The 18,723-nt window shown below is 33.8% G+C and carries 14 protein-coding genes and 1 tRNA gene; 8 read left to right on the plus strand and 7 right to left on the minus strand.

Annotated elements, in window-relative coordinates:
- Positions 1–38: 38 nt before the first annotated feature.
- From VIX88_RS04635 to fbp, 3 genes are read right to left on the minus strand one after another with little or no spacing between them, the layout of a single operon-like run.
- Positions 39–1,250: an HD domain-containing protein gene (locus VIX88_RS04635; RefSeq protein WP_214194070.1), complete on the minus strand. Its 1,212-nt coding sequence runs from the start codon at positions 1,248–1,250 to the stop codon at positions 39–41.
- A 53-nt stretch (positions 1,251–1,303) separates the two neighbouring features.
- Positions 1,304–2,311, minus strand: a complete 1,008-nt coding sequence (locus VIX88_RS04640; protein WP_214194071.1) for an o-succinylbenzoate synthase — start codon at positions 2,309–2,311, stop codon at positions 1,304–1,306.
- Complete coding sequence (fbp, locus tag VIX88_RS04645; RefSeq protein WP_064969495.1) at positions 2,311–3,327, minus strand: class 1 fructose-bisphosphatase; 1,017 nt, start codon at positions 3,325–3,327, stop codon at positions 2,311–2,313. Before fbp ends, VIX88_RS04640 begins: the two co-directional genes overlap by 1 nt.
- A 190-nt stretch (positions 3,328–3,517) precedes the next feature.
- Between fbp and VIX88_RS04650 the strand changes: the two genes are divergently transcribed.
- From VIX88_RS04650 to VIX88_RS04665, 4 genes are all read left to right on the plus strand, one after another.
- The gene (locus VIX88_RS04650; protein ID WP_064969494.1) at positions 3,518–4,756 is read left to right on the plus strand and encodes an aspartate kinase; all 1,239 of its coding nucleotides are present in this window, start codon (positions 3,518–3,520) and stop codon (positions 4,754–4,756) included.
- Between the two features lie 25 nt (positions 4,757–4,781).
- Positions 4,782–6,605 carry a lysophospholipid acyltransferase family protein gene (locus tag VIX88_RS04655; protein ID WP_064969493.1) on the plus strand — a complete coding sequence of 608 codons (1,824 nt, stop codon included), beginning with the start codon at positions 4,782–4,784 and terminating at the stop codon, positions 6,603–6,605.
- A 116-nt stretch (positions 6,606–6,721) separates the two neighbouring features.
- Positions 6,722–6,797 (plus strand) — tRNA-Phe (locus tag VIX88_RS04660).
- 149 nt (positions 6,798–6,946) lie between these two features.
- Entirely contained in the window at positions 6,947–8,119 is a 1,173-nt protein-coding gene (locus VIX88_RS04665; RefSeq protein ID WP_079206679.1) for a site-specific integrase, read from the plus strand.
- Here VIX88_RS04665 and VIX88_RS04670 read toward each other — a convergent pair.
- From VIX88_RS04670 to VIX88_RS04680, 3 genes are read right to left on the minus strand one after another with little or no spacing between them, the layout of a single operon-like run.
- Positions 8,116–10,677: a hypothetical protein gene (locus tag VIX88_RS04670; RefSeq protein ID WP_079206681.1), complete on the minus strand. Its 2,562-nt coding sequence runs from the start codon at positions 10,675–10,677 to the stop codon at positions 8,116–8,118. The two genes, VIX88_RS04665 and VIX88_RS04670, sit on opposite strands and share 4 nt — an antisense overlap.
- Positions 10,668–12,206 carry a hypothetical protein gene (locus VIX88_RS04675; protein WP_079206683.1) on the minus strand — a complete coding sequence of 513 codons (1,539 nt, stop codon included), beginning with the start codon at positions 12,204–12,206 and terminating at the stop codon, positions 10,668–10,670. Before VIX88_RS04675 ends, VIX88_RS04670 begins: the two co-directional genes overlap by 10 nt.
- A 1-nt stretch (position 12,207) precedes the next feature.
- Positions 12,208–16,530 (minus strand): phage tail tape measure protein, encoded by a 4,323-nt coding sequence (locus tag VIX88_RS04680; RefSeq protein ID WP_222535149.1) that lies wholly within the window; start codon positions 16,528–16,530, stop codon positions 12,208–12,210.
- A gap of 393 nt (positions 16,531–16,923) precedes the next feature.
- On the opposite strand from VIX88_RS04680, the gene VIX88_RS04685 reads away from it, so the two are divergent.
- From VIX88_RS04685 to VIX88_RS04700, 4 genes are all read left to right on the plus strand, one after another.
- Entirely contained in the window at positions 16,924–17,343 is a 420-nt protein-coding gene (locus VIX88_RS04685) for a hypothetical protein (RefSeq protein ID WP_161398815.1), read from the plus strand.
- A gap of 76 nt (positions 17,344–17,419) precedes the next feature.
- Entirely contained in the window at positions 17,420–17,641 is a 222-nt protein-coding gene (locus tag VIX88_RS04690; protein WP_014938241.1) for a hypothetical protein, read from the plus strand.
- Positions 17,631–17,795 (plus strand): SymE family type I addiction module toxin, encoded by a 165-nt coding sequence (locus VIX88_RS04695; protein ID WP_014938240.1) that lies wholly within the window; start codon positions 17,631–17,633, stop codon positions 17,793–17,795. The genes VIX88_RS04690 and VIX88_RS04695 overlap by 11 nt, the downstream gene beginning before the upstream one ends.
- The gene (locus VIX88_RS04700) at positions 17,785–18,210 is read left to right on the plus strand and encodes a DUF6943 family protein (RefSeq protein WP_014938239.1); all 426 of its coding nucleotides are present in this window, start codon (positions 17,785–17,787) and stop codon (positions 18,208–18,210) included. The genes VIX88_RS04695 and VIX88_RS04700 overlap by 11 nt, the downstream gene beginning before the upstream one ends.
- Positions 18,211–18,298: 88 nt before the next feature.
- On the opposite strand, the gene VIX88_RS04705 is transcribed toward VIX88_RS04700, so the two are convergent.
- On the minus strand, positions 18,299–18,721 hold the full coding sequence (locus tag VIX88_RS04705) for a hypothetical protein (protein ID WP_161398820.1): 423 nt from the start codon (positions 18,719–18,721) through the stop codon (positions 18,299–18,301).
- Between the last annotated feature and the right edge of the window lie 2 nt (positions 18,722–18,723).

An 18,723-nucleotide genomic window follows, 5' to 3' on the forward strand; every position in this document is an offset into this window, starting at 1 on the left:
CTACAAAACATCATCAAACCTAGTCATCATGGCCATATTTACCTAGGAAATGCTAAAATATATTTCTGTGTAGGACGCTTAAGACTCGTGGATAAAATAGACAATTCCGACTCGTCTAAAGGTACTTTACCACCATTTTTTTCCAACAAATAGATAGGCTGTTTTTCGCTATCATAAGGTAACAAATATCGGGAAATTTCATCAACAAAATCTACTCCGAAATCTATATTCATTCGCTTATTAACAGCCTCTACTTTACCGTCTATAAAATCTTGAGAAAACCCTTCTGAAGACCAAATAGTTTGAGGAAACTTTCGCGTTATGATTGCCTTACAATAATAAGAAAGAACCAAATCTCCCTCATTTTGCCAAAGCTTTATTGCCTGTAATACATCAGTATCATCTAGATTTATAAATCTACTTAAATCTTCCTCCGACATAGAACTAAAATCTTTCTTATAAAGGAAATATTTTAGGTTTTCTGATGCCTCTAGATTAACTCTTTGAGAAATTAAAAATTTAGCTCTTTTCAAAATTTTAACCAACATAAATTCCGCCAAAGATGCTGTTTTATGGTAATATACTTGCCAATACATTAGCATTCTTGCCGTGAGATAGTTTTCTACGGAATAAATCCCTTTAGCATCTATTACCAGTTCATCATCTGCCACATTCATCATCGAAATCAGTCGTTGAGCATTGATATTACCTTCTGAAACTCCTGTAAAAAAGCTATCCCTTTTCAAGTAATCTAACCTATCTACATCTAATTGAGATGAAACCAACTGATTAAAAAACTTGCAATGATAATTCCCCTGAAACATCTCTATCGCTACCGATAAAGCTCCTGAAAACTCATCATTCAATCGGCTCATAATCAGCAATGACAGTTTTTCATGATGCCAATCCTCCATAAGAACCGATTCTAACGCGTGAGAGAACGGCCCATGCCCAACATCGTGTAATAAAATAGCCAACATTGTCGACTGTTCCTCTTCCTTACTTATCTTAATACCTTTAAGTTTAAGCGTTTCTAAGGCTAAAAACATCAAGTGCATTGCTCCCAATGCGTGATGAAACCTCGTATGTGTAGCCCCTGGAAAAACAAGATTAAGAAGTCCCGTTTGCGAAATTCTCCTCAAACGCTGAAAATAAGGGTGCTCTATAACATCAAATAGTATTTCGTAAGGAATTTTAATAAACCCATGTACTGGGTCGTTTATGATTTTGAGTTTATTAGTTTTACTCATTCTCTTTTTAAAATTTCAGCAAATTTAGAGCTAATTTCTTAATTGACAATAAACTAAAACTTAGCAAACCCTAACCTATCTCCATTAAGAATAATAGGGGTTTCTAGATTATTGGTAAATAGACCTCCTGTCCCTAAACCTTGAGGCATCTTACTTTGTTTAGTATAAGTGTATTGGGCAATAGCATTAAGACCGATATTACTTTCTAAAGCAGAAGTTATCCACCAGCCTACACCTAAAGTTTCCGCTAAATTTATCCATTCATCAGTCCCAGAAAAACCGCCTACCAGAGAAGGTTTCAAAATAATGTATTGAGGTTTTATTTTTTCTAGTAATTTTTGCTTCTCTTCTATTTGCACCACGCCTATCAGTTCTTCATCCAAAGCTATAGGCGTAGGCGTATTCTGACACAGCTTTGCCATTTCTTCTAACTGCCCTGCCTTTATGGGTTGTTCAATAGAATGAATTTCTAAATCAGAAAGTTGTTGTAATACCGTTTTCGCTTCTTCCACTGTAAAAGCTCCATTGGCATCTACTCTTATTTCTAGTTGATTTTTAGGATAAATATGCCTTAACTCGGAAATAATTTGCCTCTCGGAAGCCCAATCAACTCCTATTTTTAATTTAATACAATCAAAACCTTGAGAAAGTTTATCTTCTATCTGTTTTTGCATAAATTCTACCGACCCCATCCATATCAACCCATTGATTTTGATAAAATCTTTACCTTCTGTAAAACCCGATGGAAAGTAAATATCCTTATCCTGAACCAAGTTCATCATTGCCTGCTCATAACCTATCCATATAGACGGATAATGACGGAGATCCTCTCTCAAAACATCAGGAGCTAGATGTATATTTTCACACAACCAATTCAGCTTTTCTTCATAATCAGGAACATCATCATAACTCAACCCTCTAAACAAACCACACTCTCCTAATCCCTTGTTTATGCCGTCTGTAACCTCTAGAAAATAAGTCTCCTTAGTAGTCAAAACACCCCGCGAAGTACCGCTGGGTGTTTTGAAATTGAGTATATATTTATTATAACTAGCCGTCATTAAGCATCTTTAGCTTGAGACATAAACTCTTCCGCTTTTTTTACCATTTCTTCGCTTCCACAGAAAAACGGCACTCTTTGATGCAGTTCTGTAGGCTCTATCTCCAAAATTCTTTGAAAACCATTAGACGCTCTACCTCCTGCTTGTTCTGCTAAAAATGCCATCGGATTACATTCATACAAAAGCCTTAATTTCCCGTTAGGAGCTTGTGAGTAAGACGGATAAATATAAATTCCACCTTTAATCATATTTCTATGAAAATCCGAAACCAAAGAACCTATATAACGAGAAGTGTAAGGACGGTCCCCTTCTTCCATTTGGCAGTATTTTAAATAATCTTTAACCCCTTGCGGAAATTTAATATAATTACCCTCATTTATAGAGTATATTTTTCCTTTTTTAGGAAACTGCATATTAGGGTGAGAAAGATAATAAGTACCTAAACTTGGGTCTAATGTAAAGCCATTAACTCCGTTCCCTGTGGTATAAACAATCATTGTAGAAGAACCATACACTACATAACCTGCTGCCACTTGATTAACACCTTTTTGTAAAAAATCTTCTAGCTGTACAGGAGTACCTGGCTCTGTAACTCTTCTATAAATAGAGAAAATCGTCCCTACCGATACATTAACATCTATGTTAGACGATCCATCTAAAGGGTCTATCAACACTACATATTTACTCAAATGCCCATTCTCACCTGATTTTATTTCTATAAAATCATCACTTTCTTCCGAAGCGATACCACACACCACTTCTCTCTGAGAAAGTGCATTGATGAAAATATCATTAGCCAAGACATCTAGTTTCTGCTGGTCTTCCCCTTGTATATTGGTATTTCCTGCCTTACCAATGATATCTGCAATCCCAGCTTTATTCACTTCTCTGTTCACTACTTTAGAGGCTAACCTTATAGCACTTAAAAGCCTAGAAAGCTCTCCCGTAGAATACTGAAAATCATCTTGTTTATCAATTATAAACTCTCCTAATGTTTGTAATGGTTGTTGTGACATCTTTAGATTTATTAGTTAGAGCTACAAATTTCGGAATTTTACTTGAAATTTCTATAACTAAGAAAACTTTTTTACCCAAATTAAATTTTTGTATTTCTTTTTTCAACTGATTTTAATACTTTTGAAAATTGTTTTGGTCTGTCGGAAGACCTTAACTCTAAAAATTATTTAGCTTTTAATAACACATTGTATGAAAATATTTAAGTTTGGGGGAGCCTCAGTAAAAGACTCCGAGAGTGTTAAAAATGTAGCTTTTGTACTAGAGAGCCAAGGCTTTAAAGAGTGCCTACTCGTAGTTTCTGCTATGGGTAAAACCACTAATGCTTTGGAGAAAGTTGTAGAAGTTTACTTCCAAAAAGGAAATTATAACGAAGAAATTCAGAAAATAAAAACATCACATATAGAAATAGCCTCTGGACTTTTTGATAAAAATCACCCTGTTTTTGATGAAATCTCACTATTTTTTGATGATGTACAAGCTTTTTTAAGAAGAAACAAATCACCTAACTACAATTTTGTGTATGACCAAGTAGTGAGTTGCGGGGAAATGATTTCTTCTAAAATCCTTAGCGAATACCTCAATTCTAGAAACTTTAGTAATGAATGGATTGACGCTAGAGATTTCATTAAAACCAACGATACTTACCGTGAGGGTGTAGTAGATTGGACAGAAACCGAAGCCAACATCTCTCAACTTAATAAAGAGAAATGCTATGTAACACAAGGATTCATTGGTTCTGACGCCAACAATTTCACTGTAACGCTAGGGCGTGAAGGCTCCGACTATTCCGCTGCGATTTTTGCATACTGCCTTGATGCTAATGCAATGACCATTTGGAAAGATGTACCTGGCGTTATGACGGGAGACCCTAGAAAGTTCAAAGATGTTAAATTGCTTTCTAACATTTCCTATGAAGAAGCCATAGAAATGGCATACTATGGAGCCTCTGTAATCCACCCAAAAACTTTGCAACCTTTAAAGCAAAAGAATATTCCGTTCTTTGTAAAATCTTTTGTAGAACCACAAAAAGCAGGTACTAAAGTAGGCATTTCAGACGAAAACCAAAGAGAAGAAAGTTTTATCCTTAAGGAAAATCAAAACTTAATTAAAATATCTACACGAGATTTTTCTTTCATCGCAGAAGACCATATTAGCTTTATTTTCAATCTTTTATCTCAACTAAAGATAAAAGTATCGTTGATGCAAAACTCTGCTATATCATTAGCTCTTTGTTTAGAGGATAAATTTGGGAAACTAGACGAACTTAACGAAGCTCTACAAGCTAATTTTAAAACAGAAGTTTCTAAAAATGTATCCTTATTTACTATAAGAAATGCCAACATGGATAAACTTGATAGACTGTACGAAGGGAAAAATATTCTATTAGAACAAATTGCTAAAAATACGGTTCAAATTGTAATTCTCTAGAATTCAGAAAAAAAAACAATAACTAATGAGTCTCATTTCTAAAAAGGATTTAATAAAAGCTACTGGTTTAGATAAAGTAGGATTTTTAAAATCTCCTATCGCTTCTATAATTATGCGTTTGACGAGGATTAATCAAGTTAATGCTCTCTATGACAAAATAAAACATACTGAGGGCAAAGACTTCTTTAAAGCTTTTGTTAAGGAAAGAAATTTAAAGTATATCGTCTTCGAGGAAGATTTACAAAAAATACCTAAAACAGGACCTTTCATATTAGTTGCTAATCACCCTCTAGGGGCGATAGACGGCATACTAATGTGTAAAATTTTAACCGAAATTCGTCCTGATTTTAAAATTATGGGCAATTTTCTCTTAGAGAAAATTGAACCTATGAAGCCTTTTGTAATTCCTGTAAATCCTTTTGAAAGCAGAAAAGAAATCCGTAGTAGTTTGCAAGGAATGAAAGCCACCTTAAAACATCTAGAAGAAGGCGGTTGCGTAGGTATATTCCCTGCGGGAGAGGTATCTAACAAAAATAACTCTTTTGCTCAAATCATGGATAAAGAATGGGAAAAACCAGCCCTTAAACTTATGAAAAAGGCTAAAGTCCCCATAGTCCCAATGTATTTTCATGCTAAAAATAGTAAACTTTTTTACGCAATGTCTAAAATACACCCTGATTTACAAACTCTAATGCTTCCATCTGAAATGATGAACAAAAGAGAAAAGCCTATTAGAGTAAGAATTGGGAAACCTGTTTCTGTAAAAACCATAGAAGACTGCGACTCTGTGGAGGAAATGGAGCATCTGCTACAAAAGAAAATTTGCCTTATGAAAACTTATTATGACAAAAGGCAATCGTTGGCAGATTTAATGAAACTCCCAAACCTCAATTTGAAAATTCCAAACAAGTCGGAAAATGTCGTTCAAAACATCATAGACGAAACACCTCAGGAAGACCTAATTAAGGAGATAGAAACCCTAAAAAGTGAAGGAAAAATGCTCTTTGATAGCGGAAACTATGAAGTCTTTTTCAGTTCTTATCAAGAGATATCTTCTATTATGAGAGAAATAGGTAGACAAAGAGAACTTACCTTTCGTGCAGTAGGAGAAGGCAGCAACCTTCCTTTCGATTTAGATGAATACGATAAGCATTATCATCATCTTTTCTTATGGGATAAAGAAGCCCAAAAACTCGCAGGTGCTTACAGAATGGCTCTAGGTAAAGAGGTAATGAAAAAACACGGTATTAAAGGTTTTTACACCAGCTCTCTTTTCGAGTTTGACCAAGAGCTACAACCATTCTTCCGAAAAGTAATAGAAATGGGGAGAGCTTATATCTCTATGGAGTATCAGCAAAAACCTTTCCCTCTATTTCTTCTTTGGAAAGGCATCGTGCATGTTTGTTTAAGAAACCCTGATCACAAATTCCTAATGGGTGGCGTAAGTATCAGCAACAAATTTTCGGAGTTTTCTAAATCACTTATGATAGACTTTATGCGTTCTCATTACTATGATTCCGCTGTTGCCCAATACATACACCCAAGAAATGAGTTTAAAATTAAACTAAAAGAAAGAGACAAAAATCTATTTTTTGATGGTATAGACTCAGATTTAGGAAAACTAGACAAACTCATTGACGATTTAGAACCAGAAATGAGGTTACCTGTATTGATAAAGAAGTACATTAAGCAAAATGCTAAAGTTATCTCCTTTAATGTAGACCCAAACTTTAATGATGCTATTGATGGATTGATGTATATTCGCATCAGCGACCTCCCTGAAAGCACTATTAAACCTGTATTGGAAGAAATGAGCGAACAACTAAGTTCCGAAGAGCAAAAAAAATAAAACTGATTATCAAAATATTAACCATAAAACTTATAAAAACTTTAAAATAGACTTGTTTTGTATTGATAATATATATATCTTTGCACCACTAAAAAACAACTGATAAAAGCAGTTATGGTGCCTTAGCTCAGTTGGTAGAGCAAAGGACTGAAAATCCTTGTGTCCCTGGTTCGATTCCTGGAGGCACCACCATTTAGAAAAAACGGATAGTAAATAAGCCACTAAGTGCTAATAATAAGAACTTAGATTAACGGTAAATTTACTATCCGTTTTAATTTTTGTCCTAAATTTTGTCCCAATACCTGTACTCTGGGTCAGTTTCTTATTAAAATCTAATATTTATGAATAAGAAAAATGACCTATTTCTTTTGGAAATCAATTCTAAAAGACTGTGCAACAACATGAAAACTAGATTTTATCTTCACGACTATCTTAATAGTAATGGTGAAAAACAAATCATATTCTCCGTAAGCATCTCAGGAAAAAGAAAACGAATATACACTGGCTATTTCTGTAAGCCAGAAGAATGGAATAAAAAAACGCAACGCCTAAAACATGAGTCTAACCAGCACGGTCCAATAAATCTAATCCTAGATAACATTATTTCCAAAGCTATTGATATTAGAACATTTTTTGCTCTATCAAAAAAAGAATTAACCCTAGAAAAATTTGAAAGGGAATATTTCAATGCTACCCCTTCCCATGATTTTAATAGTTTTATGATCTCTAGAATAAATGAAACTATAGATAACCCTAATACCAAGAAAAAACATAAATCCATACATAAAAAACTTAAGGAGTATAAAGAGACCATTCCATTTAATGTAATTAGCTTAGATTTTATTTACGAATACAGAAGACACCTGTCTAGGCTAGGAAATTGTCCAACCACCATTAACTCAAACATCAAAATTATAAAGCAATATCTTATAGATGCCCAAAGGAAAGGGGTTATATTTCCTTTTAATATTGATGAAATAAAACCTGGTTCCACCACAGGTAATAGGGTTTCTCTTACCAAAGAACAGGTAAATAAATTGAAAGCTTTTTATTTTTCTGAATTTATACGAGATAACTGGAAGCTAAGTCTCGGGTATTTTTTAATTGCCTGTTATACGGGGCTTAGAGTTTCTGATGTTCTTCAGCTAAAAAGAGTTAATCTATATTCTGAAACAATCCCCATAAAAACAGTAAAAAATAAAAAACTATTAAACATAAAGCTTAATAATACTGCTAGAAGTATTATTGAACACTCCCCAAATTTATTTAATCAATTCTACACCGAACAAACTATAAATAAACATTTAAAAGAAATAGCTCAAAATATCGGCATCAAACGAAAAATGACAATGCATATTGGGAGACACACCTTTGCTACCGCTTATATAAAAGCAGGGGGTGATGTTATGTATCTTCAAAAACTTTTAGGACACAGTAAACTAGACACCACCCTCATATACACTCATATTACCGAAGATGACGCAAACGAGACTGTATTTCTGCTAGATGACTAAGAGCAAAGGTTACCTGTTAAGGTAAGGGACACCTGATGCCTGTTAATTATCCTCCTAGAACAAATAAATCTAGGAGTAGTATCATTTTGTGGTATAGTTAATCTTACTTGATTACCATTTTTATCTATATAATCCACATAACCATCTTCCCTAAAACCATAAGACCAAGTAACTTTGTATTCTAAACTATATACACTACCTTCTACACACGGCGTGTTAGTATTTATAACTTCGCAATTAACCGTTGATATAATTGTTTTGCCGCAGAAAGTCGTAGCTTGATTTCCAGATAATGTTTTTTCCGTACCTTCACAATCTAAGTAGGTAATATTAAATCTAAATGATCTCCCTGTTAGTTTTGCTATGAAAACTGCACAATTTTCATTTTTAAACACAACTCTCCTAAATACCAACTCATTAGAATAGTATCTCTGCCCATTTTTCAGCCAAACTTCCAAACGAATTTTATTATCTCCTTTTGGAATAGATACCTCATACTCATCTTTATTTTTACTTACAATAGTATATCCTTCTCCACTATCTAGTGAAAACGCATAAAAATCCACCATTCCATCATTCGGCATCTTTAATTCTCTCACCTTAACCAATACAGTACTACTAACCTCTATTTTTACATCTTCAGTATCATCTCCCCAACAAATACGAGCCGAAACCAAATTATCAAGTCCTACATTATGCGGAGAATTGCGGACGGTTTCTGTTGTTATGGTAACCTCATAGGTATTATCTGCAATCTTATCTTTAACTATAGATTTAATAAGATGAATATTATTGTAAGCATAAATATAATCATCTACACCATAACTAGAAAAACTCTCTATATCTGTGTAAAACTTCCACTCGTACTCTGTACTTGAAATTCTCTGTATTATCCATTTATACCAGTTTTTCAAAAGAGAAGGAAATACAAAGCTATCTAAAGCAATAGCGTGATTCTTCCCTTGGTTAAGCCCATCATATCCTACTAATGAAAGTACAGTATTAGAATCCTTCATTACATAAGCTGTTTCGGGAGAATTTGTTTTTGCTTTTTTTACTGGCAATGGATAGCCTTTAACCTCTATTACTTCTGTATCTTTTCTTTCCTTACCATTTAACAAATTCCCCTGCTCATCAAAAAACATAGATGGCAGCTTATTATCATTATCTAAGTCTTCAAATTTTATGAGGTAGGATTTTTTGGATAGCAATGTTCTTTTAGGTCTTGCAATTTCAAACTCTCTAAAATCCTTTATTTCTGGTAATTTATCCCCAATTACCCTATTCATTACGACGGTCTTATTTTTAATTTTCAAAGAGTAATTAAACCAGTTTCTGATAATATTTACATAATCTCCAAAAGTCATATCTGGAACCGCTCTCCTCAAATCTATAACATTCTCATTATTCACTATTTTAAGTTCTTCTACATCATTTGAATCACTATTCTCATAACCTTTAGTAGATCTTATTTTTAGGTTTAAAATATCGTTACTCCCTAACATCGGAAGTCCAGAACGCCGCTCTTCATTAAATGAAAAACCTATTTCTACAGGTGTATTAGCCAGAGTGGTTGTTACAAAATATGAAATGAAAAATTTACCTCTTTGCCTAGAAGTAGGAACATTAAGCACATTATCCCCAACCTTTATATAGAGTGATTGTATCTCGTTAAGCTCATTAGCTGTAAATTCAAAATCAAACCTATATTTATCAATAAATTCTATATTGATATTCATTTTATATTCATAAAAACAATAAGTTGGATTTCCACCACAGTTTCTTGTAATATATTTATTATCTCTAAGGCTGTGTTCTTGTACTAGAATATATTTGTTTCTAAAATATTCACCACCAGAAAAAACCCATGATTTTAGTAAACCCTCATCTTCTAATATATCTCCCGATAAATCTAATCCCACATCTTTAAACCCCAGCTTAAGTAAATATAATATATGTGGACATGGGTGTATAATATTCACATTATCTATGTTCCAGTCATTATCTTCTGATGGAGACACATTCCTTGTCATTACCAAAGTATCATTACTACCTATTGTATCGTTGTAATATCCATTAAATGCGTCCCACATTTTTTGTGTTTGGTCATACTTTTTAGTGTAAATTTTAGGAAAATTAAACACTGTGTCTGGATATTTCTTTTTACATACTTCTGCTGCATAAGTATGTATATCATCTACCTCTATCACTTCAAAAGGCAAGTCGGATAGTTTTTTATCAAAATTAGGTACATCTTCAAAGCCAAAATCTATTTGTCCCTCCAACAAATTACCTTCTATGCTCATTATTTCTAATCTAGCATCGTGTATTTTATCCTCAAATAAAAGTTTTCCTTTTATTTCTTTGGCCAAGTTTAAAGATTCATAACTTAAATAGTCGCCAAATGATATTAAAAAATCTTCATCTACATAAATTTCAAAAGGAAAGAAAAACTTAGTCAGCATTTTATCACTTACTACTGGATTGTTTTCTTGTATAGATACCTTTTGATTAGATAAATCTAACACGGCATTTTCTGTGAAAAATTTTATTTCCATACTTCTTCTATTATCAACATTTCTAAATCAAAACTAATGAGTTGTAAAGTAGAATCTTCCTCCTTTATTTTATCACTGATTGGAATACATTTTAAATACCTATCATTCAACTCCAAAAAGCAAAATGGGGAGGCTATGAGTTCTGAAATCATTGTTCTCTCAGCTTTCAAAATAAAACCTGTATTGATTTTTATGGTTTTTTCTTCCGTTGTTTCAAACTTTTTTTTGTGCTTAGCATAGACCCCTCTAGCAACAACAGACTGAAAAGCACCATCAATTTCATACTCACCTGTAAAAGCAGTAAACTCTGGAACTAAATTCTGATTTAGCCACTGTACATTTATTTTATGTTTTGGAGTTGGGAATTTGTAGTAATTAACTGTTTCTAGCTTTTTTTTGCCAGGGAATATCATTTCAGATGGCGTTAATCTCATACAAGCAACCATATTATCTGAAAAAGGATTCTCAAACGGCTTCATCAGCCCCCAATCGGCAGGATTGGTTTTACCTGTGATGTAACTCAACAGCACCTTATCATCGCCGAATATTCTCCTATTAAGATGGTTAGTCAATAAAGGATAACCTTTAGGTTTTCTCCCAGGAAAAAATTTAAAACCGCCTAACTGCTCACTAGACAATTCGGTATAATATTCATCTAGTTCTAGTGCCTCTATATGTACATAAGCACTATGCATTATTAGATCTATTACATTATTTACATTTAATAAATTAACAGAATACTTTTTAAAATATCGGTTAATCTTCTCGCCAATATCTATACTACACTTATCATTAAAATATGGGAACAGATATTCTGACTTAAAGCTTAAAGGCGTTCTTTCAACTAACATATTTACATTTAGTTTCAGCTTCAAAACACTAGCCTTCTCTGCATTTTTATTAAAAAAAAGTTTGCGACCATCTAAACAAAAATTATAATCTTCTAACTCAGACGAAAAAAAATGAGTTACCCTCAAATTTACGGTTATAGATGCTTTCTTGCCGCCTTGGTCTATTTGCACCACATCTGAATAAGAGCCTACCTCCAATTCAGAAGATGGTGATGTTTTTAAAACAATTCCCTCAGCTACTTTAGTATAAGTTAAGAATGGTGGAACAATTACAGAATAGTCTTCATTTGATGGCAGAGTTATATAAATTGTTTTTTGATCGGTTTCAGCCGAAGTTTTACTGATATTAAAAAACACTACCTCAGGATTAAGTTTTATTTCAGTTGAAACGACTGATAAGGTTATAGTAAAGTAATCCCACTCTATCCCAAACAGTTTTTTCACTCTTACAGAACATCTTATAACCCCTCCTGAATATAAAAACTCGCCTGTACTCTCTGGATTTGATATGCTATTTAGATCTAGTATCCCAGAAAATAATACCGATGGTAATCTATTCTCCGAAAAAAGGATACAATTACTAGAGGTATTCACTCTTATTGTAGTATCTCCCGTAAATTTTTTTGTATCTAAATTATAGGTTACATTATAATTAGATTTATCTACTATAAAACTCATATTAGTGCTTATTTTTTTCTACTATTCTTCTATAATCTTTTTGCATATCTTCCAGCTCTTTCCCCATTCTAGCTGATTTTTCAAATACACCACGAACGCCCTCTCTCTCTATTTTTTCTAAAATTTGAGTGTTCCTTTTTAATAAGGACAATATTTCCTCTGTATAATCTGGGGTATTATGAGGTAACTGAGGGTATTTACCATTCTCAAAGCCTTCCACTCTATAAACCTCCCGCATAAAATCGTTCTTTAATTTTGGGTCTATACGCTTCATTGCTCTGCCACTTACCACTAATTCTGGAAAATTTTTCCCTTGTTCCCCTACTAGCATTGTAGGTTCATCATAAATACCGCTCTTACTCTCTGTTTTTTTCGCACGAAACAGTTTCCCGTCTTGAACTCGTTTAACTGGATAATAACCACTCTCCGCTCCGACTATAGACGGTGGAGCTGGTAAAGGTTGCTTAGCTACCGTAGCATATTGAACACCGCCCAATGCCGTAACTGCTGCCGTTAAAATACCTGCCAAAATAGGATTAGCAGAATGTTTTTCCCATATACTCATAATCCCCATTGCTGTTTTAGTAACAATCTCTCCTTTTTTCATATCCTTCTCTCGCTTAGCTTCATCTACTTCTAATTGCCACTTTTTTATAGCCAATTCATTCTCAATAGCGATTGTTTTATGTTTATACTCTTGTTGGGAAATTATACCTGCATCTAGCTCTGCTTGTAGTTTTTTCTTCTTGCGTTCAGAAGCTACTTCATACCTCCGTAATTCGGCTTCTTGGTTAGCTTTGGTATAAGCATGGTAGGTAGCCATAATGTTTTTGGCAACCTCCAAAGCAGCTCCTATTTTTTGAATTTTTACTTCCAGCTTATCTGTATTTTCAAACATAGCCTCCCACTGCTCTGGTGTTAGTCCAAAAATATCAGCTTGTCCTCCAAAATTAGATAGAGAAGAAAATTTAGCGTCCTCTTTGCCATTCTTAATGCCATTAAGCTCTACTCCTATTTCCGCTAACCTTGCCTTCATCGCCTCTAAAGCTTTGGTTTGAGCTTCAGTTAAATTTGCAGGTGGTAAAGAATCTAATTCTTTTATCAGTCTTTTAAGATAGTTTGCTTGTAGGTCTAAACTCTTCTCCTGGTAATATCTCTGAATAGCTACTTTACCATCTTCCCAATTTCGTATTTTTGAAAGCTCTTGAGTAGATATTTTATCTTTTAGGAAAGCCCTTTGCTGTTCTAGCGTTTCTAGTTCTGCTATCTTTTCATTCTCTTGAGTTCTTAAAAGGAATATTTCTCTTTGGAAATTCTCTTCCTGCTTTTTAAGATTTTTCTCTTTATATTCTTCTTCTAGTTTTTGCTTTTTGAGTTCGGTAATCTCCATTTCTTGGAGTTGCAAATTCATTAGCCTTTGATTTTGAACCTTCCATTCCTCTTTTATAGCTTCAAACTTTTGTTTTTCTTCTTTAGTAGATTTAGAAATAATTTCATCTAGCTTTTTAAAATCTTCTTGGCTGTACTTTTGCTTTTCTAACTCTGCCAATTTTTTCCGTTCCGATTCTTCTATAATAGCTAACTCCTTTTCATAGCCCTCTTTCATAAGTTCTATCTTGGCGGTTTGCTCTAGCTCTTCTAATTTCAATCTTTCATCTGCAAACTTTTCGGCCAACTCTAACAGCTTTCTCTTTTCTTCTTCAAATTTACGAGCTTCTCTTTCTGCCCGTTTCTCTGCTTCTGTTTTCTTTACCCTCCCTTTTCCTTTAGTAGAGGTACCGCCTTCTCCGTTAGGTATATTATAGTTTGAAGTAGGATCCTCTCCAATTACGGAACTAGCATTACTTTTTTCAAAAGCTATTGCCTTCTGGTTTAAATTTTTCTGTGCATTAAAGTTTTTAGTTATTGCCGCTCTACGATTCCAATAAGCTTCTCTCGCTAAAGGAATATACTGTTCCAATACTTTATCAATCTTTCTTTTATCAACAAGTGTATCTAAATAATTCATTACATCAACAGGAACAGTCTCTTTAAGCTTACCCAAATTACCCCACATTTCAATCTTACTTCCTACACCTCCCAAATCAGCCCAGCCCATAAAATCTTTCGTCCCTTTTGATTTTAATTCATTTTCTTCTTTTTTAAGCTCCACTCTTTTTTCATGCAGAGCCTCTGCCATTGCTTTTTTATCTAACTGATTGATATAATCTTTTATAGCAGCTGTAGCTTCCTGCGTTTTTATTTTTTCTAAGGTAAGTCCTCGTAATCGCTCTGGGAGAATAGCATTAAGTTTATTTAAAGCCCTCTGCTGTACATCTCTAGCTTGATTTTCGTCTTTTATTATTCTAAGTAAACTCTCTATTTTAGCTTTTTCATCAGCCACTTTATTAGCGGCATTGGTCTTTACTTCATTAAGTAGCTTTTGCTTCTCTGTAGTTTCGTCTACTTTATCCGCAAATAGAGTATATGCTGTAATAGCAGCCATTACAACTGTAATTAAAATACCAAATGGATTAAGCTTTGTTACCAAATTCAACCTCTGTTGTGCCATGGTTTGCATATTGGTTGAATTAGTTAACTTCCCCAAATACAGAAGAGATTTACCTACAGCTAAATTCCATAAATCCATTAAAAATGTAGCTACCTTTGTATAAATATTATGAGCATTCTGAGCTAAACTATAGCCTACTAACTTTGCCCTAGCTTCAGTAAAAACTTTAGATGATAAGTAAATAGCCGTATTATAAGACAAAGTAGCTACTGTACCTATTACAATCATCTTAATTAAGAATACTAATACATTCCTAAATGCAGTTATCTTACCCTCCGTATCCTCAACAGCTCCTATTAACTTCCCAAAAGTTTCTATTAACCATGTAAGTGTATTAACAACAGCTTCACTGGTAAACATACTTATGAACTTTTTCCGTACTTTCTCGTAGATTGCAGCTGCATTATTATTAACCTTATTAAATTCTTCTTGGAGCGAAGTGCCTTCCTGTAGGGCTTGATTGGATAATTCTATGATATTTCTAAACTTGTCTGTATTATCTCCTGCTGCTCCTACTATAGAAGTTAAATACTGGTCATTGAGTTTTAATTTATCTAATATAGCCGCTACTTGGGTTGCATCTAAGCCCCTCATACCCTCAGAAAATTTTAAGAAAAATTCTGTAGGATTAGTATTTATTAGCTCCCTAACTTTTGCAATAGGTAAATTCATTACTTCAGCAAACCCTTGAGTATCCTGTGCTGCTCTCCTTATAAAGCTAGAGTACGCTGTAGCAGAACGCTCGGCATCTATACCACTTTCTTCAAAAGCAGCACCTAAAGCCATTGCTTCTGCAACAGTAGGTTTTAACTTTTCAGGTAATGCTCCTACCCTAGTAGCAAACTCTGCAATATTAGCTTCTGATGCCGCTCCATTTGCACCTAATTCATTAAGAGAAGAACCTATCTGATTGATAGCAGTTGCCATATCAAGGTCTTTGGTCTCTTTAAATAACCCCTTTATCTTACCTATCTTATTAGCGACCTGCTCCACTCCACCAGAAAATGAATCGCCCAATGCTACATAAGCTTTATCTACCTCTTTAGTAAAATCTTTTATCTGCTCTTTAGGAACGCCCAAACGCCCTCCTACTTCTGCTATCTTTAATAAATCTAGCTTAGAGGTCCTAGTATCAAATTCATTAAATGATTTGGTGAGTTCTTTTACAGCTTCATCTGTCATACCCGTTGTTTTAGCTACTGCTGTTTGGGCATCAGACAGCTTATTATTAAGGTCTATTGTAGATTGTATGGATATGGCTATACCTGCAAAAGTGGCTAATACCGCTGTTGCCATACCAGAATATCGGTTAAATTTATCTGCCAAACTGCTTATAGAAAACCCTGCCGATTGAGCTCCTTGCCTAAGCTCCCCTATCCTAGAGTTAATCTTTTCTAGCTCTAGCTGAGTAGATTTATAACCACTATGGTTAGGGTTCATTTGGCTAAGAGTATGTTGTAAATCTCTCGCCCTACCACGCAACTGCTGCATAGTAAGACTCATAATATCCATTGCCTTTACTTCTGCCTCTATTGCTTTTAAGTTTTCCCCATATTTTTTTGTTAAGTTTTCTAGTTCTTTTTCGGCTTTGCTGTACTCTTCAGAGTTTTTCTTTTTACTTGCCCTAAGATCTTTCATTATCTTTTTCTGCTCCTCCATACTATCACTCAGCTTATTATTAGCTCTCTCTAAAGCTAATATTCTACTTTGGGCTTCATCTCCGTTTACTACTACTTTTAGTGAAAGAATTTCGTCTGATATTTTTTTAGCCATTGCCTTTATTTTCTGCGAAATTCTGCAATACTCCGACTCCGCTGTGCCAAACTAATAAGGTAGCCTATGGAATAGGCAGTTGCTTACTGGTGGGAAATCCTGCCATATTTCCACAAATGCCTGTGTAAGGCAACCGCATTTAAGTATCTCGGCGGCGTCGGAGTCTAAAAAACACAAACCTCATTCATAAATTTATGAATGAGGTTTGTGGTCTAATTTTCAATAACTTATGAATTTACATTAAATTCATAAAGTGCTATAAGTGTTGTTTTTTCATTCTGAAAAAACTATTTTTAATCAATATAAATAACTGATTTTCAACAAAAAAAAGCGTTTAAAACAGTTGCTTTAATCATATTTTTTTCGTATTTTTACATAAGTAAAACAAACATTATGAACAAGTTACAAGAAAACGGCAAGGTTGTGAACAAAGTAGCAACTGCCACAGAAGAAAAGCAAAAAGTTAAAGTTTCTGAAGCAAATAATCTAACAAAACGGGAGCTTAACTCAAAAAAAGAAGAATTATCTAAAATTCTATCTGTACAATCTGCTGAGCAGAGAATTAAAAACTTGGATATTATCCAAAAAATGGCAGAAAAACACAAGTTCTTAAAACTTAAACGAGATTCTTTAAATGCGTTTATGGTGTCCCGTGATGGACTTAAGGAAAAACTTTTTATTATGAATGATAACGGAGAAAGTTTTGAGATAAGCAACGGCACTATAATATCCGAGCTTTTAGATGTCTGTTCTAAAAAATTGGACGATATGCTCCAAGAAAGCGAAATGCAAATACTAAATTTTCAAATATAACTAAAAAAATACCCTCTCACTGTGACGAGTGGGAGGGTTTATTTAAACTCACAGCATAGATAGTAAAACAAACACTATGAATTCAACAGCGACAAAAGTACAAAAAATTTCTGATATTGTTTTTAAAAAACTAAAACAGCAAGGATTTTCTAAATATTTTAATTGGATTGATTACCAATATTTCAAGAATATAGCAAGGAAAGAATATCACACCACACAAGAAATAGCGGATAAGATAGTAGAATTATTTATTAACTATCATAATGAATTTTCTGATTTTGCTGATTATGAATTTTAGAAAATTAAAAATATCCTATCTTTTTCAAAACAATAAAAAACGCCCTAAAATTTTACTTTCTGGAAAGTGGCTTAATACCGCAGGTTTTGAAATTGGGGAAAGCGTAAAGGTAGAAGTTTTTAAAAACAAAATTATTATCAGAAATGAAAATTAAAACATACACGGGAACTACTAGCAAAACGAAACACAAAAAAGTTTTTTACATTCAATCTCACGGATTACACGCAGGAAGACCATTAAAACAACCCATTTCAAACTGTTGGGAAGTTAGTACAGATTTACATTTCTGTTTTGAAATATTAACTATAATTTTTGAAAGTAGAATTTTGGAGACTTTTCTCATCGGCTCTGTTATACCTTTTTTAAGGCTAGAGGATTATAAGAACATTATCACTCCCATTGTAAAAAATGCCCTGCAAAACGAAAAAATTAATCATAAATACCTACAACTTGAAAAGATAGAAAAACAATTAAAAATAAGCGAAGAAAGCCAGCGTATTCTGAAAAAATTAAAACGGAGCCTATGTTTACAAGCAATAAATGAAATAAAAGAAAAAACGCCAATATAAGGCGTTTTTTTAGTTCAAAAAATTTCGCCGCTCCGCTAGGGTTCATTGAAAACCCTAGCGGAGCGGTTTACAGCGGAATATTATTTTTTTATATTTTAGTAAAGTCTTCTTTCTCTGCTAAAGCTCGGAACTGCTGCTTAACTTCTTCTGTAAAACCAAAAGATAAAGACTTTACTAAAAACTTTTTGTGTACCATTGTAGGCTTATTGTGTACTGGGTAATTCTTTTTCTTCTTCTTACCTCCTGGTATTTTCCTAGTTCCCCTAGTATAGCCTCTGCTTTTTCTAGTCTTCATATCTACAAACCTCATTGGGGCAAGAATGCGATAATCTACCGCGTTATCAGATACGCTTATACTCCCTGTATCCCATTTGGAAGAACTAAACCTATTTATCCTTCTGTGTTTTTTACTAGATTTCAGCACATCTTCTCCATACTGCTGGAGCTTAGCTTTAATAAATCGCCCTTCTATAACCCCTACATCTGTTTTTCTCTCGTCTAGTAATGCCATAT

This window comes from Riemerella anatipestifer (genome assembly GCF_035666175.1).
Taxonomy (GTDB): domain Bacteria; phylum Bacteroidota; class Bacteroidia; order Flavobacteriales; family Weeksellaceae; genus Riemerella; species Riemerella anatipestifer_D.

Coding starts and splice junctions, on each gene's coding strand:
- VIX88_RS04665 (WP_079206679.1), top strand. CDS start 6,947: ATGAATAAGAAAAATGACCTATTTCTTTTGGAAATCAATTCTAAAAGA.
- VIX88_RS04675 (WP_079206683.1), bottom strand. CDS start 12,206: ATGAGTTTTATAGTAGATAAATCTAATTATAATGTAACCTATAATTTA.
- VIX88_RS04705 (WP_161398820.1), bottom strand. CDS start 18,721: ATGGCATTACTAGACGAGAGAAAAACAGATGTAGGGGTTATAGAAGGG.
- VIX88_RS04695 (WP_014938240.1), top strand. CDS start 17,631: ATGAATTTTAGAAAATTAAAAATATCCTATCTTTTTCAAAACAATAAA.
- VIX88_RS04640 (WP_214194071.1), bottom strand. CDS start 2,311: ATGACGGCTAGTTATAATAAATATATACTCAATTTCAAAACACCCAGC.
- VIX88_RS04670 (WP_079206681.1), bottom strand. CDS start 10,677: ATGGAAATAAAATTTTTCACAGAAAATGCCGTGTTAGATTTATCTAAT.
- VIX88_RS04680 (WP_222535149.1), bottom strand. CDS start 16,530: ATGGCTAAAAAAATATCAGACGAAATTCTTTCACTAAAAGTAGTAGTA.
- VIX88_RS04635 (WP_214194070.1), bottom strand. CDS start 1,250: ATGAGTAAAACTAATAAACTCAAAATCATAAACGACCCAGTACATGGG.
- VIX88_RS04655 (WP_064969493.1), top strand. CDS start 4,782: ATGAGTCTCATTTCTAAAAAGGATTTAATAAAAGCTACTGGTTTAGAT.
- VIX88_RS04685 (WP_161398815.1), top strand. CDS start 16,924: ATGAACAAGTTACAAGAAAACGGCAAGGTTGTGAACAAAGTAGCAACT.
- fbp (WP_064969495.1), bottom strand. CDS start 3,327: ATGTCACAACAACCATTACAAACATTAGGAGAGTTTATAATTGATAAA.
- VIX88_RS04700 (WP_014938239.1), top strand. CDS start 17,785: ATGAAAATTAAAACATACACGGGAACTACTAGCAAAACGAAACACAAA.
- VIX88_RS04690 (WP_014938241.1), top strand. CDS start 17,420: ATGAATTCAACAGCGACAAAAGTACAAAAAATTTCTGATATTGTTTTT.
- VIX88_RS04650 (WP_064969494.1), top strand. CDS start 3,518: ATGAAAATATTTAAGTTTGGGGGAGCCTCAGTAAAAGACTCCGAGAGT.